Source organism: Sphingomonas sp. CARO-RG-8B-R24-01, assembly GCF_022662295.1.
In the GTDB taxonomy this organism is placed as follows: Bacteria; Pseudomonadota; Alphaproteobacteria; order Sphingomonadales; family Sphingomonadaceae; genus Sphingomonas.
Window position 1 is genome coordinate 99,449 of sequence record NZ_JAKNQI010000002.1, and the last position, 15,132, is coordinate 114,580.

At 66.8% G+C, this 15,132-nt stretch carries 14 protein-coding genes and 1 tRNA gene; 4 read left to right on the forward strand and 11 right to left on the reverse strand.

All coding sequences use genetic code 11. The annotated features are described in order from the left end of the window. Nucleotides 1-11: 11 nt before the first annotated feature. A complete protein-coding gene (locus L8G49_RS05140; RefSeq protein WP_242182967.1) occupies nucleotides 12-914 on the reverse strand; it encodes a LysR substrate-binding domain-containing protein in 903 nt (300 codons plus the stop codon). 96 nt (nucleotides 915-1,010) lie between these two features. Here L8G49_RS05140 and L8G49_RS05145 point away from each other — a divergent pair, with 96 nt between their 5' ends. Further along, the gene (locus L8G49_RS05145; protein ID WP_242139366.1) at nucleotides 1,011-2,168 is read left to right on the forward strand and encodes an MFS transporter; all 1,158 of its coding nucleotides are present in this window, start codon (nucleotides 1,011-1,013) and stop codon (nucleotides 2,166-2,168) included. A gap of 214 nt (nucleotides 2,169-2,382) precedes the next feature. Here the strand turns inward: L8G49_RS05145 and L8G49_RS05150 are convergent, their stop codons facing one another. Then, nucleotides 2,383-2,796, reverse strand: coding sequence for a MerR family DNA-binding transcriptional regulator (locus tag L8G49_RS05150; RefSeq protein WP_242139367.1), 414 nt, complete (start codon nucleotides 2,794-2,796; stop codon nucleotides 2,383-2,385). Nucleotides 2,797-3,187: 391 nt separating this feature from the next. On the opposite strand from L8G49_RS05150, the gene L8G49_RS05155 reads away from it, so the two are divergent. Together L8G49_RS05155 and L8G49_RS05160 are read left to right on the forward strand one after the other, a co-directional pair. Then, complete coding sequence (locus L8G49_RS05155; RefSeq protein WP_242139368.1) at nucleotides 3,188-3,598, forward strand: DUF2147 domain-containing protein; 411 nt, start codon at nucleotides 3,188-3,190, stop codon at nucleotides 3,596-3,598. A 36-nt stretch (nucleotides 3,599-3,634) separates the two neighbouring features. Then, nucleotides 3,635-4,939, forward strand: coding sequence for an outer membrane protein transport protein (locus tag L8G49_RS05160; RefSeq protein WP_242182969.1), 1,305 nt, complete (start codon nucleotides 3,635-3,637; stop codon nucleotides 4,937-4,939). 495 nt (nucleotides 4,940-5,434) lie between these two features. On the opposite strand, the gene L8G49_RS05165 is transcribed toward L8G49_RS05160, so the two are convergent. Then, a tRNA-Glu gene (locus tag L8G49_RS05165) sits at nucleotides 5,435-5,509 on the reverse strand. A gap of 159 nt (nucleotides 5,510-5,668) precedes the next feature. On the opposite strand from L8G49_RS05165, the gene L8G49_RS05170 reads away from it, so the two are divergent. Further along, entirely contained in the window at nucleotides 5,669-5,815 is a 147-nt protein-coding gene (locus L8G49_RS05170; RefSeq protein WP_010162657.1) for a lmo0937 family membrane protein, read from the forward strand. 21 nt (nucleotides 5,816-5,836) lie between these two features. Here L8G49_RS05170 and L8G49_RS05175 read toward each other — a convergent pair whose 3' ends face one another. The 8 genes from L8G49_RS05175 to L8G49_RS05210 all read right to left on the reverse strand — a co-directional run bounded on the left by L8G49_RS05175 (nucleotide 5,837) and on the right by L8G49_RS05210 (nucleotide 14,680). After that, nucleotides 5,837-7,207 carry a 3-deoxy-7-phosphoheptulonate synthase class II gene (locus L8G49_RS05175; RefSeq protein ID WP_242183751.1) on the reverse strand — a complete coding sequence of 457 codons (1,371 nt, stop codon included), beginning with the start codon at nucleotides 7,205-7,207 and terminating at the stop codon, nucleotides 5,837-5,839. Nucleotides 7,208-8,024: 817 nt separating this feature from the next. Then, the gene (locus tag L8G49_RS05180) at nucleotides 8,025-8,960 is read right to left on the reverse strand and encodes an NAD(P)-dependent oxidoreductase (protein WP_242182970.1); all 936 of its coding nucleotides are present in this window, start codon (nucleotides 8,958-8,960) and stop codon (nucleotides 8,025-8,027) included. A 20-nt stretch (nucleotides 8,961-8,980) separates the two neighbouring features. Then, nucleotides 8,981-9,427, reverse strand: a complete 447-nt coding sequence (locus tag L8G49_RS05185) for a TM2 domain-containing protein (RefSeq protein WP_242139371.1) — start codon at nucleotides 9,425-9,427, stop codon at nucleotides 8,981-8,983. A gap of 99 nt (nucleotides 9,428-9,526) precedes the next feature. Further along, entirely contained in the window at nucleotides 9,527-10,219 is a 693-nt protein-coding gene (locus tag L8G49_RS05190; RefSeq protein WP_242182972.1) for a response regulator, read from the reverse strand. Nucleotides 10,220-10,229: 10 nt separating this feature from the next. Beyond that, the gene (kdpC, locus tag L8G49_RS05195; protein ID WP_242182974.1) at nucleotides 10,230-10,817 is read right to left on the reverse strand and encodes a potassium-transporting ATPase subunit KdpC; all 588 of its coding nucleotides are present in this window, start codon (nucleotides 10,815-10,817) and stop codon (nucleotides 10,230-10,232) included. A gap of 11 nt (nucleotides 10,818-10,828) precedes the next feature. Next, nucleotides 10,829-12,850 carry a potassium-transporting ATPase subunit KdpB gene (gene kdpB / locus L8G49_RS05200; protein ID WP_242182976.1) on the reverse strand — a complete coding sequence of 674 codons (2,022 nt, stop codon included), beginning with the start codon at nucleotides 12,848-12,850 and terminating at the stop codon, nucleotides 10,829-10,831. Nucleotides 12,851-12,861: 11 nt separating this feature from the next. Next, entirely contained in the window at nucleotides 12,862-14,565 is a 1,704-nt protein-coding gene (gene kdpA, locus L8G49_RS05205; protein WP_242182978.1) for a potassium-transporting ATPase subunit KdpA, read from the reverse strand. Between the two features lie 13 nt (nucleotides 14,566-14,578). Continuing rightward, the gene (locus L8G49_RS05210; RefSeq protein ID WP_242139376.1) at nucleotides 14,579-14,680 is read right to left on the reverse strand and encodes a potassium-transporting ATPase subunit F; all 102 of its coding nucleotides are present in this window, start codon (nucleotides 14,678-14,680) and stop codon (nucleotides 14,579-14,581) included. Nucleotides 14,681-15,132 lie beyond the last annotated feature (452 nt).

The following is a 15,132-nucleotide window of genomic DNA, read 5'->3' on the forward strand; positions in this document are numbered from 1 at the left end:
AGAACAGAGAGTCAGTTCTGCCCCGCAAGCCGCTCCACCAGATAATCGACGAACACCCGCACCCGCCGCGGCGTGCTCGCACCGCCGACGAAGATCGCGTGGATGTCTTCGGTATCCCCCGGATTATACACTTCGAGCAGCGCAACCAGTCGCCCCGACGCGACATCGCCCGCAACGTGGAAACTCCCAACCCGCGTGATTCCGACCGCCTGCTGCGCCAGTTGCACCAGCGTCTCGCCATTGTTCGCTTCGATCGTCCCGCCGACGTCCAGCGCAAACGCCGCACCGTCGCGGACGAACGGCCAGCCGGGATCGACCCGGCGGAAGTTGAAGTTGAGGCAATTGTGCGCGTACAGATCCTCGGGCACGCGCGGCGTCCCGGCGCGCGCGAGATAAGCGGGCGCGGCGACGATCGTGCGCCCGTTCGATCCGATCCGCCGCGCGGTCAGCGGGCTGTCGGCGAGCGGGCCGAAGCGGATCGCGACGTCCGCCTGGCCGCCGAGCACGTCGGTCAGCTCGTCGCTGAGGCTGAGGTCGACGAGGATTTCGGGATAACGCGCGACGAAATCGGCGAGCAACGGAACGATCGTGATCCGCCCATAAGCGAGCGACGCGCTTACCCGCAGCCGTCCGCGCGGTGCCGCCTGATAGGCGATCGCCGCTTCGGACTCGCGCAGGTCCGCGAGAATGCGCCGCGCCGCCAGTAAGTAGGCTTCGCCCTCAGGCGTCACGGTCAGCGTGCGTGTTGTCCGCACGAGCAACCGCACGCCGAGCCGTGCTTCGATCCGCGAGATGATCCGGCTGAGCGCGGACGGCGTCTGACCCAGCGCTCGCGCCCCGGCCGACAGGCTACCTGCGCGCACTACCGCGTCAAAGGCTTCCATCTCGCCCGCGCGGTCGATCCTGCGCACCATCTGTGATTCCCCGGCAAAGCTGCTGGTCCCTTGCGCCTACTACCGCAAGGCGTCGCATTCGACCATTTGCTACGGATCACAGATCGGAAGAAGTGCATGAAGTTCAACCCCGCCATTCTCGCCCTTGCCGTCGGTGCGTTCGGCATCGGCGTCACCGAATTCGCGCCCATGGGGATGCTCCCGGTGATCGCGACCGATCTCGGCGTATCGATCCCGACCGCGGGGTTGCTGATCAGCGCCTATGCGGTCGGCGTGCTGATCGGCGCGCCGCTGATGACGCTGACGACCGCGCGGATCCCGCGCCGGACGCTGCTGATCGGGTTGATGGCGATCTTCACGGTCGGCAATCTGCTTGCGGCCCTGTCCGGCAGCTATGCGACGCTGCTGATCGCGCGGGTGGTCACCTCGTTCAACCACGGGGCGTTCTTCGGCGTCGGCTCGGTCGTCGCCGCGCGGCTGGTGCCGCCCGAGCGGCGCGCGGGTGCGGTGGCGACGATGTTCATGGGGCTGACGATCGCCAACGTCGGCGGCGTCCCGCTGGCGGCCTGGGCGGCGGAGGCGTTCGGATGGCGCACGATCTTCTGGGCGATCACGGGTCTCGGCGTGCTGGCGATGGCGGCATTGCGCTTTGCCGTCCCGGTTATTCCGGCGGACACCGACAGCGACATGCGCGCCGAACTGCGCGTGCTCGCGCGCGGGGACGTGCTGGTCGCCCTGCTGCTGACGGTGATCGGGTCGAGCGCGATGTTCACGGTATTCACCTATATCGTCCCGATCCTGCAGACCCAGACACACGCCTCCACCGCGTTCGTGACCGCGATGCTGGTGCTGTACGGCGTCGGGCTGACGGTCGGCAACTGGCTCGGCGGGCGCTATGCGGATCGTTCGGTCGACGCGACGCTGATCGTGACCCTGGGTGGGCTGGTCGCGCTGCTGGTGGCGTTCGCGTTTGCCATGGCCTGGTCCGTGCCTGCGGCGGTGCTAATCTTCCTGTGGGGCGTGGCGAGCTTCGCACTGGTCCCGCCGCTCCAGCTGCGCGTGATGACCGCCGCGGGGGACGCGCCCAACCTTGCGTCGGCGATGAACATCGGCGCGTTCAATCTCGGCAACGCGATCGGTGCCGCGCTGGGCGGCGTGGTGATCGGCGCGGGGCTGGGCTATCCCGCGGTGTCGCTCGCGGGTGCGGTGATGGCGGGCGGGGGGCTCGTGCTGGTGCTGGCGCTGCGCATGCGCAGCGCCGCCGCGGCGCGCTAGGGACGACCCTCGTGCGACGCCTGGTGCCCGGCGTCCGAGGGCGGCAGGCTTGCCCGCAAGGCGGCACATGAGGCTGGTCCAGACACCGCACTACTCCCCGCCACGACGCCGCGGTTCTGCGGTCATTCGTCTTCGGCAATCACTGTTCAGGCGTCGTGACGGGGGTGGAGCCGGCGCGACGCTGCGAGTAAGCGGGTCGTTCCGCGCCGCACCGTTACCCCGCTGCGCGCGATCGTTCGGGCGTCGACGCCGCGATGCGTTCCAGCGCCTGTGCTTCGATCTTCTCGAGTTCGTCCAGCGTTTCGGCAATGGCGTCGCGTTGCGCGTCGAGCCGGTCGATGCGTTGCCGGACGCGGTCCGCCAGCGCGCGCATCTGTTCGACATGCTGCGGGTCGGCATCGTACAGATCGAGAAACTCGGTGATGTCGCTCAGTGTGAAGCCCAGCCGCTTGCCGCGAAGGATCAGCTGCATCCGGGCGATCTCCCGCCGGGTGTAGACTCGAATGGCGCCGACCCGCCCGGGCGTGATCAACCCGCGATCCTCATAGAAACGCAGCGTTCGCGGCGTGATGGCAAGCATCCGCGCGACCTCGTTGATGCCGGTAAGTTCCGGTTGCCGATCGTCCAATCCGTCCCTCCCGCGACGCCTCTTATCGCGTCGTGACTCCGCCCGGTATGGATCGTCGCCCGCGCTTGCGCCATTCATCGGAGTGTTGCGGATTTGCGACCGCGGGGGAAGCGGCATCTTGCGCCGACCGGCGAGGCGTGGACCGCGCTCGTGCAGGCGTTGCCAAAAGGCCACGCAACGCAGTGAAAAAGGGGGGCATTGTCGCCACGCTGGACGACAAACCTTGACGTGGCGGCTCATCCTTATAGGCGAGATGACACATGCCGTATACGGCATCTGTCTCGCGCATAAGACGCGAGGCGTGCAGTGGCGACCGTACAGATGCGGCGCCGGACGAAAAGTCTGCAGCCGTCCTCCCGACAGGGGGCGGCGAGGATGGAGAGGAAAGACGATGTCCCTGCTGATCATCAGCGCGCTGCTCGCCGGAGCGCCGCTTGCCACCGATACCGTCATCGGTCGGTGGAAGACCGAAACCCACAACGCCATCGTCGAAATCACCCGCTGCGGTCCGTCGATCTGCGGCAAGATCCTGACGTCCGATGCCCTGCGCGCGAATCCGGGGATGAAGGACGCCAAGAACGCGGATGCCAAGCTACGGTCCCGCCCGATCGAGGGCATGATGATGCTGAGCGGCTTCAAGCCGGACGCAGACGGCGTCTGGAGCAACGGCCAGGTCTATAATGCCGAAGACGGCAGGACCTATAGCGGCAAGATCACCCCCCTCGGCGCCAACCAATTGAAACTGCGCGGCTGCGTGTTCTTCCCGCTCTGCAAGACGCAGACCTGGACGCGCGTCCGCTAACCGCATTTCCCCCCCAGACCAATACAGGAATTTTTCATGTTCAATCGTATCAAGGCCCCGCTGCTGGGCGCGACCGCGCTCGTCTCGGCATTTGGCTTCGCCGGTATCGCGCATGCCGATGCCTTTTATCTCGAGGCGCAGTCGGCGCGCGGCGCGGGGCGTGCCTTCTCGGGCGAGGCGGCCGATACCGGACCGTCGTCCTTGTGGTGGAACCCGGCCGCGATCGCCGGCATCACCGACCCGGAAGCAGCGGTCAGCGCGACCGCGATCCTGCCCAAGGGCGATGTCGTCGACAACGGCACGCTGATCCGTCGGCCGGGACAGGCGTTTGCGCCGGTTGGCGGCAATGCGGTGTCGCGCGATCCGATCAACAACGGCGTGCTGCCGAGCGGCGCGATCGCCTATCCGGTCAACGACCGGATCGCGATCGGCCTGGCGATCACGTCGCCGTTCAGCTTCACCACTGATTATGATGCGAACAGCTGGGCGCGCTACAGCGCGGACAAGACCCGCCTGCGCACGATCGACATCCAGCCGTCGATCGGCGTCGTGCTGACTGACTGGCTTCGCGTCGGTGGCGCCCTCAACGTCGAATATACCGACGCCTACCTGAGCAACGCGCTGCCCAACGTCCTGGCAACGCTGCCCGACGGCAGCCAGACGCTCAGAGGCCATGGGTGGGACTTCGGCTGGACGGCGGGCGTGCAACTGCACAACAAGATCGCCACCGTCGGCATCAGCTACAAGTCGAGCATCGAGCATACGCTGACCGGTAACCTCGACATCGCGGGCCTGGTCGGTCCGCTTGCCGCATCGAATGTCTCGCTGTCTGGGGTCCAGGCCAAGTTCCGCACCCCGGGTCAGGTGATCGTTGCCGGTCGTTTGCGCGCGACCAACGCGCTGACGCTCAATGCGCAGGTCGTCGCCTATAACTGGAGCAAGTTCGACGCGATCCGCCTTGGCGCACCGCTGAACGTCGCGATCCCCGAGACTTACCGTGACAGCTGGAGCCTCGCCGGCGGCGTCGATTATGCGGTCGGGCCGAAGGTGACGCTGCGTGCCGGTGGGCAGCGCACGATCACGCCGACTCAGGACGGCCTGCGCGATGCGCGCGTGCCGGATTCCAACCGTTGGACCTATGCGGCCGGCGGCAGCTACCAGCTGAACAGGCACATCGCGCTCGACGCCGCTGCAAGCTACGTCGACTTCGACAATACGACGATCGATCGGGTCACCGCGGCTTATGCCGGTACGGCAGCGCAGACCCCGGTGGTGACAAACGGCCTGCTGCGCAACGCGCATGCGGTGGTCCTGTCGATGGGCGCCCGCGTTACGTTCTGACCGGGTTTCCGGGGGCGGCTGCCGTCGCCCCCGGTTCTTTGCCGCGTAAATGTCGCGATGCGCGTGGACCGTACCAGGCCGCTGCAGTCCGCTGCTCCTGCTATCGGCAAGACGATCATATGAAGCGACGAGTCCGTCCGCTTGCGCGCGAGTCGCGCCATCCCGCGGCCAGTGGCGCGACGCCGCCTTGCGGGACCCGCGTCGGCTTCAGGCGGACGTTACCTGCGCCGCCGCGACGACCCTGAGCAGCGTCTATGTGATCGAGCAGACGATACGCGGCCTAGCATCTCGCGATTGCGAGCACGCGGCCGCTGCTTTTCCTTGAACCGATATTTCGCGGGCATCACCCGAGTGTCGCGCGTGACCGCGGAGACAATTTCAGCTTTGGTACGGGTCGCGCGCGTTTGCTACGACATGCCACCGCAGCGAAGGCTAATGGCCGTAGGTTATACGGTTACAGCGGACGCTTCTAGATATCGGGTAGCCTGACGACGCTGGTGACCCCTACGAGAATCGAACTCGTGCTTACGCCGTGAGAGGGCGTCGTCCTAACCGCTAGACGAAGGGGCCGTTAGCGAAGCGGCGTCCTTACGCACGCTGCGCAAGGACGTCAACTGCCGATCGCAATCCTTCCGCTCCGGAACTCGAACCGCATTGCCACGTTTGTTTCGGGGTCGGACGAACCGTCGTCCGTTCCGGCGAGGGGCCGGTTTTTAGAAGGGACGTTACATGCTCTGGACGATCGTAGTCATCTTGCTGGTGCTCTGGGCACTCGGGTTTGCCGTTCATATCGGCGGCGGCCTTATCCATCTTCTGCTCGTCATCGCAGCGATCGTCGTGGTCGTGCGCCTGCTTCAGGGCCGCTCCGCGGTATAGTCCGGCCGGCCGCGCGGTGGCTCAAGCCGCCGCGCGCCGCCTTTCCGCCATTTCCACGTTGAGCATTTCCGCCAGCAGGAACGCCAGTTCCAGACTCTGGCCCGCGTTGAGCCGCGGGTCGCAATGCGTATGATAGCGATCCGCCAGCGACTGCTCCGTCACGTCGACCGCACCGCCGGTGCACTCCGTGACATTCTGCCCCGTCATCTCGGCATGGATTCCGCCGGCGATTGACCCCTCGGCGCGATGCACCGCGAAGAACCCGCGGACTTCCGCCAGGATGCGATCGAACGGCCGGGTCTTGTAGCCGGTCGCCGCCTTGACGGTATTGCCGTGCATCGGATCGCAGCTCCACACCACCGGATGCCCCTCGCGCATGACGGCGCGGACCAGCTTGGGCAGCCCCGCCTCGATCTTGTCGTGACCGTAGCGAGTGATCAGTGTCATCCGTCCCGGAATACGCGACGGGTTGAGCGTGTCGAGCAGCCGCAGCAGCGCGTCGGGCTCGAGGCTCGGGCCACACTTCATGCCGATCGGATTGCCGATCCCGCGCAGATATTCGACATGCGCGCTGCCTTCGAAACGCGTGCGGTCGCCGATCCACAGGAAATGCGCGCTGGTGTCATACCAGTCGCCGGTCAGCGAATCCTGCCGCGTCAGCGCCTGTTCGTAGCGCAGCAGCAGCGCCTCGTGGCTGGTGTAGAAGCTCGTCTGCGCGAGCTGCGGCACCGTTTCGGGGCTGATCCCGCACGCCTCCATGAAGTCGAGCGCCTCGCCGATGCGGTCGGCGACGTCGGCGAACTTCTTCGCCCACGGGCTGCGGCCCATGTAATCGTGCGTCCAGCGATGGACCTGGTGAAGGTTCGCATACCCACCTCCCGCGAACGCGCGGAGCAGGTTGAGCGTTGCCGCCGACTGGCTGTACGCGCGGATCATCCGCTGCGGATCGTTTGCGCGGCCCTCGGGGGTGAAGGCGATGTCGTTGACGATGTCGCCGCGGTAGGCGGGCAGGGTGACGTCGCCGATCGTCTCGGTATCGGCGGAGCGCGGCTTGGCGAACTGCCCCGCCATCCGCCCGAGCTTCACCGTCGGCAGCTTGGAGGCGAAGGTCAGCACCACCGCCATCTGGAGGATGACACGGAACGTATCGCGGATGTTGTTCGCGCTATGCTCGGCGAAGCTCTCGGCGCAGTCGCCGCCCTGGAGCAGGAACGCCTTGCCCTCGGCGACGCGCGCGAGATCGGCGGTGAGGTTGCGCGCCTCGCCCGCGAAGACGAGCGGGGGGAAGGAGCTGAGTTGCGCGGTCGCGGCGTCGAGCGCGGCGGGATCCTCATAGGTTGGCATTTGCCGCGCTTCGGCGCGGGTCCAGCTATCGGGGGCCCAGCTGCTCATGTCATTCTCCGTGCGAATCTGTACATACCAGTCGGCGTGCGCCGCGATGGCGTTGGCGGCGATCTGGTTGACCGCCGGGCCGCTGGCGCGCTTGCCATCCTCTTCCCAGCCCTGGACGGTCGAGCCCGGCGCACCATACCACGCCCCGAAGGCGGCGCGGGTAAGGCCCCGTTCTTCGCGGAAGCGTTTGATCTTGAGGCCGGCCATCGTTGTCATGTGGAGGGCATTACCCAAGCGGGGTAAAGTGCGCAACGCTGTTTTTCCCTTGTGGGGTAATTCGAGCGCAATTTCTTTCGTGGGGACGGGCTGGACCGAGTTTGCGGTCGCCGGCAATGACATTCGGGTAAACATGCGTTTTGCGTGGGTCGGGTCCGCCGGCACGCGTACGACCCCGCCCGTACCGTTCTGATACACGCTGTCAGCCGCCGAATGTCGCTTTGCGGGAACCCCCGACGGAATGCGTCGTTTCGATGCCCAACTGGTTAACATGCTCTTCAGGAAGCACAAAAAATGGTGCGTAAAACACTTGGCTCGGGTTCTTTTCGGCGTACTTTCCAGGCTCCGAGACGCCTGAACGACGATCCGCGGGCGGGCCTTACCCCAATCGAACTCATGATGTTGGACAAGTCGCTCAAGGGCGCAAACTAAAGCAGGATCGCTGGGAGGCCACGGCTGCTGCGCCTGGCCTTCACGGTTGTTCGTCTTTCGACGGAGACGTCGCTAGTGCCGGGTAGTACCCGGCCGTGCGAGCTCGACAATTACCCTTGCTCGCCAGCCCACCTCGACCGTTATCCCGCGCGGATTCGTGTGCCGTGCTTCAATAGCCCGCGTCGAGATCGACGACATTCTCCATCGTCTCCCCCGCCTGGAATCTGGAGAGGTTGCGCAGGAACAGCTCGGCAGCACGAACGAACATCCTGGTCTGGCTGCGTCCGGCGAGGTGCATCGAATGAATGACGTTCGGGGTGGTCCACAAGGGATGCTCCGGCGGGAGCGGTTCCGGGTCGACCGTATCGAGGAACGCGCCCGCGATCGTCTTGCCGCCAAGCGCCGCGATCAGCGCGGCCTGATCGACCATGTCGCCGCGCGCGATGTTGACGAGCCATGCGCTCGCTTTCATCGCCAAGAGTTCGGGTGCGCCGATTGCCGCCTTTGTGTCTCCGGTCGAGGGCGCGGCGAGGATCACCCAATCATAGTCGCCGAGTCGCGGTTTCCACTCATCCGGCGTCAGCGTTCCGTCGCGGCCCGAGCGGGTGACGCCGGTCACCGCAACCCCGAATGCCGCGAGCCGTTCGCCGATCAGGCGCCCGATCGCGCCATAGCCAACCACCAGCGCGCGGGTTTCGAACAGTTCCTGCCGTCCCGGGGCCGAATCGGGCCATGCGCGCCGGTCGGCGATCCGCACCACCTCGTCGTACCGCTTGGCGGCGACCAGGACGCCCATCACCGCATATTCGGCGACGGCGATGGCGTTGATCCCGGCGCCGTTGGTGACGATCGTCCCCGCATCGCGCAGCGCCACGAGATCGAGCGATTCGATTCCGGCGATCGCGGTGAACAGCCAGCGCAGCCGTTTCGCGGCGGCAACCGCTTCCTGCGTCAGCCCGTGCGGGTACAGGTCGACCCAGCCGATGTCCGCGTCGACCATCGCCGCGGTCGCCTCCGCCCGCGTCGTGACCCAGCTGATGTCGAGCCCGGCGGGCAGCCGCGGTTCGAGTAACTGGCGGGCAAGCGCGGGCAGGACGACTTTCATCAACGACCTTTCGGGCGGGGTTAGAACCAGGCGGTATCGCCCTCGACATATTTGCGCTCGAACGCTTCGTCGGGGGTTGCGAGATAGATGATGCATTCGATCAGCGCGATCACGCCGATGATAGCGGTCGGCACGCCGAACAGGATCGATCCGAACACCGCGACGCACAACATCACGATCCCGGCCTTGATCTTGCCGAGGTAGAATTTGTGGAGCCCGAGCGTGCCGAGGAAGAAAGCGAGCAGCGCGGCGACGAAGCGGTTCTTGTCGGCGGCCATGGCGGTGCCGCCGGTGACGTAGATGCTGGTCGCGCGGCCGTCCTGCGCCTCGAAATCCACGCGCTGCCCGCTCTGCGGCGGCGCGCGGTGGCGCCAGTCGGCGGGGGTGAAGGCGTAGCGGCGCCCGTCCTCGGCGCTGATCATGCCCTCGCCGCTGTTGGTATCGAACCCCAAGACCTTGCCCTGCATCGTCACGTCCCCCCGGTTGTGTCGGGGGCAGCTTAGCGCGGGCGGGCGCGAAGGGAAGGGGGTGTTCTCCGTTCGTTTCGAACGGGACGGAGCAGGTGTCTACCGCTCCCCCGTCGCGAGCCGATACCCGACCCCGGGCTCGTTGATCAGCAACCGCGGCACCGCCGCATCCTGCTCGAGCTTCTGTCGCAACCCGCGGATCACGATGCGCAGGTAATCGACATGGCTCTCATGCGCCGGCCCCCAGACGGTGCGCAGCAAGTGCGCATGGCCGATCACCCGGTCGGGCCGCTTCGCAAGCTCGGCGAGCACGTCATATTCCTTGGGCGGCAGATGGATGACCTCGCCCCCGCGCCGCACGCGGCGATGCTCGAGATCGATCTCGACGTCCCCCGCGGTCACGTTGACTCGCTCGGCCTGCGTCGCGAGCCGGTGGCGGAAGGCGGTGCGCAGCCGCGCGAGCAGTTCCTCGGTATCGAACGGCTTGATCAGATAATCGTCCGCGCCGAGATCGAGCGCAGCGACTTTCTCGGCTGTTTCGTCGCGCGCCGAGACGACCAGCACCGTCGCCTGCGAGCGCGCCTTGATCAGCTGGATCATCTCGAGCCCGTCGCGGTCGGGCAGGCCGAGGTCGAGCAGCACCGCATCGGGCTTGGCGATGTCGACCAGCGACAGGCCCTCGCGTGCGGTGCTGGCCTCGGACACGGCGTGCCCGGCGCGTTCCAAGGCGACGCGCAGCAACCGGCGGATGTGCGCGTCGTCTTCGACGATCAGGACTTTGTGGGCGGGCATGGCGTGCGTGTTACGGCCGCTTGCTCATCCGGTCGAGCGCAAGGTTGAGCGCGAGCACGTTGACTCGCGGCTCGCCGAGGAACCCGAGCAGCGGAGTCTCCGCGGTCTGCTCGACCAACTGGCGAACCCGTGCCTCGTCGATCCCGCGCGCCTTGGCGACGCGCGCCGTTTGATAAAAAGCCGCCTCGGGGCTGATATGGGGGTCGAGCCCCGAGGCAGAGGCCGTCACCAGATCGGCGGGAACAGTAGAACCTGGTGCCGTAACTTTTACCGCGGCCATGTCGGTCTTGACCCGGTCGACCAGCGCCTTGCTGGTGGGACCGAGGTTCGAGCCCGACGAAGCGGTCGCGTCATATCCCTTGCCGGCCGCCGACGGGCGACCGTGGAAAAAGCTGGGCCCTGCAAAGCCCTGGCCGATCAGCGCGGAGCCGATCACGGTCCCCTTCGCGTCGCGGAGCAGGCTGCCGTTGGCCGCCCCCGGCGCGATCACCTGGCCGAGGCCGGTGAGCGCGAGCGGGTAGACGAGGCCGAGCAGGACCGCGAACAGGAGCGTCAGGACGATCGCTGGGCGCAGCGCGGATTTGAAATCGGTAAGCATGGTTCAGATCCTCAGGCGAGGTGAAGGCCGGCGACGACGAGGTCGATCAGCTTGATTCCGATGAACGGCGCGATCAGGCCGCCGAGGCCGTAGACCGCGAGGTTGCGTGCGAGCAGCGGCCCGGCACCCATCGGCGTGTATTTGACGCCCTTGAGCGCGAGCGGGACGAGCAGCGGGATGATGAGGGCGTTGAAGATGATCGCCGACAGGATCGCGCTGTTCGGGCTCGACAGCCCCATCACGTTGAGCACGCCAAGCCCCGGATAGAGCACGACGAACATCGCGGGGATGATCGCGAAATACTTCGCGACGTCATTGGCGACCGAGAAGGTCGTCAGCGCCCCGCGCGTCATCAGGAGCTGCTTGCCGAGCCCCACGATCTCGATCAGCTTGGTCGGATCGCTGTCGAGGTCGACGATGTTGCCCGCCTCGCGTGCGGCCTGCGTGCCGGTGTTCATCGCGACGCCGACATCGGCCTGTGCAAGGGCAGGGGCGTCGTTGGTGCCGTCCCCGCACATCGCGACGAGCTTGCCGCCCCGCTGTTCCTTGCGGATCAGCGCGAGCTTGTCCTCGGGGGTGGCTTCGGCGAGGAAATCGTCGACGCCTGCTTCGGCGGCGATCGCGGCGGCGGTGAGCGGGTTGTCGCCGGTGATCATCACCGTGCGGATCCCCATCCGGCGCAGCTCGACGAAGCGTTCGCGCACCCCCGCCTTGACCACATCCTTGAGCGCCACCGCACCGAGCAGCCGCCCGTCGCGGAGCACCGCAAGCGGGGTCATCCCGCCGCGCGCGATCTCGTCGGTAATGCGCTTGAGCTCGACCGCGCCAGCCGCGTCCGAAGGCAGCGTCTTGAGGATCGAATCGACCGCGCCCTTGAGCACCGTGACCTGACCGATCTTGACCCCCGACGCACGGGTTTGCGCGGTGAAGGGGATGATCTCGGCATCCGCCGGGAGCACCGCATTCTGGTGGAACTGCTCGCGTGCCAGCACGACGATCGAGCGGCCCTCGGGCGTCTCGTCGGCGAGGCTCGCGGTCATCGCGGCTTCGGCGAGCGTCGCGACGTCGATCCCCGCAAGCGCGCGGAATTCGCTCGCCTGACGGTCGCCGATCGTGATCGTGCCGGTCTTGTCGAGCAGCAGCACGTCGATATCGCCCGCCGCCTCGACCGCGCGGCCCGACTTGGCGAGCACGTTGAAGCGGACCAGCCGGTCCATCCCCGCGATGCCGATTGCGGACAGCAGCGCCGCGATCGTCGTCGGGATCAGCGTGATGAGCAGCGCGGCGAGCACCGCGACCGAAATCCCGCCCCCGGCGTAGTTGGCGAAGCCCGGGATCGTCGCGACCGCGATCAGGAAGATGATCGTCAGGCCGACGAGCAGGATCGTCAGCGCGATCTCGTTCGGGGTTTTCTGGCGTTCGGCGCCTTCGACCAGCGCGATCATCCGGTCGAGGAAGCCCTGGCCGGGTTCGGCGGTGATCTGCACCGTGATCTGGTCGGAGATCACGCGCGTGCCCGCGGTCACCGCCGAGCGATCGCCGCCCGCCTCGCGGATCACCGGCGCGCTCTCGCCGGTGATCGCGGCCTCGTTGACCGAGGCGACGCCGACGATGACCTCGCCGTCCGCGGGGATCAGGTCGCCGGTCTCGACCAGGACCTTGTCACCCTTGGCGAGTTGCGTGGCGGGGACCAGTTCCCACGCCCCCGCAACGTCGATCAGCTTCTTCGCCTTGAGTTCGGACTTGGTCGCGCGGAGGCTTGCCGCCTGCGCCCGGCCGCGCCCTTCGGCGAGCGCTTCTGCAAACGTGCCGAACAGCACCGTCAGCCACAGCCAGACGATCAGCTGGATCTGGAACGAGGCGGCGAGCGGCTCGCCCCCCATCGCCAGCAGGACGGTGAGGAGGAGCGCGACCACGGCAGTGGTGAAGAGCACGGGGTTCTTCACCAGCTGGCGCGGGTCGAGTTTCTTGAACGAGTCGCCGATCGCCGGGACGACCAGCTTCGCCGAGAACATGGAGGATGCGGTTGCCATTGTCAGGACCTTCAGAAGAGCTGGCCGTTGATCATCGCGAGATGATCAGCGATCGGGCCGAGGGCGAGGCTGGGCAGGAAGGTGAGGCCGCCGAGGATCAGGATGATCGCGACGAGCAACCCGATCCACAGCCCGCCCGTGGTCGGGAACGAGCCCGCGCCGGCGGGAATGTGCTTCTTGGCGGCGAGGCTGCCCGCGATCGCGAGCACCGGCACGATGATGAAGAACCGCCCGAGCCACATCGCGACCGACAGCATGCCGTTGTACCAGGGCGTGCCGGCGGAGAGGCCTGCGAAGGCCGAGCCGTTGTTCGCGGTCGCCGAGGTGAAGGCGTAGAGGATCTCCGCGAAGCCGTGCGGCCCCTTGTTGAGCGGCCCCGCGAGCCCGTCGGGCATCACCGCGCTGAGCGAGGTCAGCCCGAGGATGCAGAGCGGCAGGATCGCGATGGCGAGGACAGCGAGCTTGACCTCGCGGCTCTCGATCTTCTTGCCGACATATTCGGGGGTGCGTCCGACCATCAGCCCCGCGACGAACACCGCGAGGATCGCGAACAGCAGAAACCCATAGACACCCGCGCCGACGCCGCCGATGACGATCTCGCCGAGCTGCATGTTGAACAGCGGGATCATCCCGCCGAGCGGCGTGAAGCTGTCGTGCATCGCATTGACCGCGCCGCACGAGGCAGCGGTGGTGACGACCGCGAACAGCGCGGACGCGGCGGTGCCGAAGCGGACTTCCTTGCCCTCCATATTGCCACCGGCGACGCCGATGTGCTGGAGGATCGGATTGCCCTGCGCTTCCTGCCAATAGCAGACGGTGACGCCCGCCACGAACAGCACGGTCATCGCACCGAGGATCGCCCAGCCCTGGCGCGTATCGCCGACCGCCTTGCCGAAGGTCCAGGTCAGCCCGACGCCGATCGCGAAGATCGACAGCATCTGAACAAGGTTGGTGAGCGCGGTCGGGTTTTCGAACGGATGCGCGCTATTGGCGTTGAAGAAGCCGCCCCCGTTGGTGCCGAGCATCTTGATCGCTTCCTGGCTCGCGACCGGGCCGAGCGCGATCGTCTGCTTGACGCCTTCCAGCGTGGTCGCGTCGACCGACATGGCGAGCGTCTGCGGCACGCCGCTGACGATCAGGAACAGCGCATAGACGACGCAGATCGGGAGCAGCACGTACAGCGTGACGCGCGTCAGGTCGGCCCAGAAATTGCCGATCGTCTTCATCTCGCGCCGCGCGAAGCCGCGGAACAAGGCGAAGGCGACCGCGATGCCGGTGGCGGCGCTGAGGAAATTGTGGATCGTGAGCCCGAGCATCTGGCTCAGGTTCGACATCACCGCCTCGCCCGAATACCACTGCCAGTTGGTGTTGCTGACGAACGAGATCGCCGTGTTCATCGCGCCGTCCGGCGCGACGCCGGCGAACCCGCGCTGGTCGAGCGGCAGGAACGCCTGGAACCGCAGGACCGCATAGGTCAGCAGCACGGTGACGAGCTGGAACAGCAGCATGTGGACAGCGTACCGACGCCAGCCCTGCTCGACGGTCGGGTCGATCCCGGCGAGCTTATAGAAGCCGGTTTCGACGGGCCCAAGCACGACGTGGAGCGGCGTGCGCCGCCCTTCGTAGAGCGCGAACAGCCACATCCCCATCGGCTTGGCGATCGCCGCCAGGATGGCGACAAAGAGCGCGATCAGCGCCCATCCCTGAATGGTCATCGATGCAGGTCCTTCAGAACCGCTCGGGCCGGACGAGCACGGCGACGAGATACAGGAGGAGGGCGACAGCGGTCAGCCCGGCGAGCGCGAGGTGCAGCGTCATCTCAGGCTTCATCACACAGGCGGACGAAGGCGAGGGTCAGCAGAAACAGCCCGCCAAGAATGGCGAGCCAGAGAAGATCGGGCATGTTGGGGCCTTTCCCGGCGACTCCGCCCCGAATGGCGGCTTCCGGGATGCGAGATAGGCGCGCGGGGCATTAAGGTGCGCCGGGTAAGGCGGGGGCGGGGCATTAAGAACGCATAAGGTTTGCGCGTGCGCGGTGGCGTTGTCGGGGCGGGGTGCCTAGGCTTCGTTGGTGATTAGCCGCTGCCCCCCTTCCGTCCTTCCCGCGCAGGCGAGGCCTTTGCAAAAGGCGCGCCGTTACCCCCTTCCGTCACCCCGGCGAAGGCCGGGGCCGCCATGTCGGCTGGCGAGGCCGGCGATACGGCATGCCGTTGCCCCGCCGCACCAAGGTAACCACACGGCCCCGGCCTTCGCGAGACATCTGCGAAAGTCGCCCGATCCCG

Excerpts from the sequence above, each read along its gene's own strand:
- L8G49_RS05170 (WP_010162657.1), top strand. The coding sequence starts at position 5,669 with ATGCTCTGGACGATCGTAGTCATCTTGCTGGTGCTCTGGGCACTCGGG.
- L8G49_RS05145 (WP_242139366.1), top strand. The coding sequence starts at position 1,011 with ATGAAGTTCAACCCCGCCATTCTCGCCCTTGCCGTCGGTGCGTTCGGC.
- L8G49_RS05185 (WP_242139371.1), bottom strand. The coding sequence starts at position 9,427 with ATGCAGGGCAAGGTCTTGGGGTTCGATACCAACAGCGGCGAGGGCATG.
- kdpA (WP_242182978.1), bottom strand. The coding sequence starts at position 14,565 with ATGACCATTCAGGGATGGGCGCTGATCGCGCTCTTTGTCGCCATCCTG.
- L8G49_RS05160 (WP_242182969.1), top strand. The coding sequence starts at position 3,635 with ATGTTCAATCGTATCAAGGCCCCGCTGCTGGGCGCGACCGCGCTCGTC.
- L8G49_RS05175 (WP_242183751.1), bottom strand. The coding sequence starts at position 7,207 with ATGAGCAGCTGGGCCCCCGATAGCTGGACCCGCGCCGAAGCGCGGCAA.
- L8G49_RS05210 (WP_242139376.1), bottom strand. The coding sequence starts at position 14,680 with ATGAAGCCTGAGATGACGCTGCACCTCGCGCTCGCCGGGCTGACCGCT.
- L8G49_RS05155 (WP_242139368.1), top strand. The coding sequence starts at position 3,188 with ATGTCCCTGCTGATCATCAGCGCGCTGCTCGCCGGAGCGCCGCTTGCC.
- L8G49_RS05180 (WP_242182970.1), bottom strand. The coding sequence starts at position 8,960 with ATGAAAGTCGTCCTGCCCGCGCTTGCCCGCCAGTTACTCGAACCGCGG.
- kdpB (WP_242182976.1), bottom strand. The coding sequence starts at position 12,850 with ATGGCAACCGCATCCTCCATGTTCTCGGCGAAGCTGGTCGTCCCGGCG.
- L8G49_RS05140 (WP_242182967.1), bottom strand. The coding sequence starts at position 914 with ATGGTGCGCAGGATCGACCGCGCGGGCGAGATGGAAGCCTTTGACGCG.
- L8G49_RS05190 (WP_242182972.1), bottom strand. The coding sequence starts at position 10,219 with ATGCCCGCCCACAAAGTCCTGATCGTCGAAGACGACGCGCACATCCGC.
- kdpC (WP_242182974.1), bottom strand. The coding sequence starts at position 10,817 with ATGCTTACCGATTTCAAATCCGCGCTGCGCCCAGCGATCGTCCTGACG.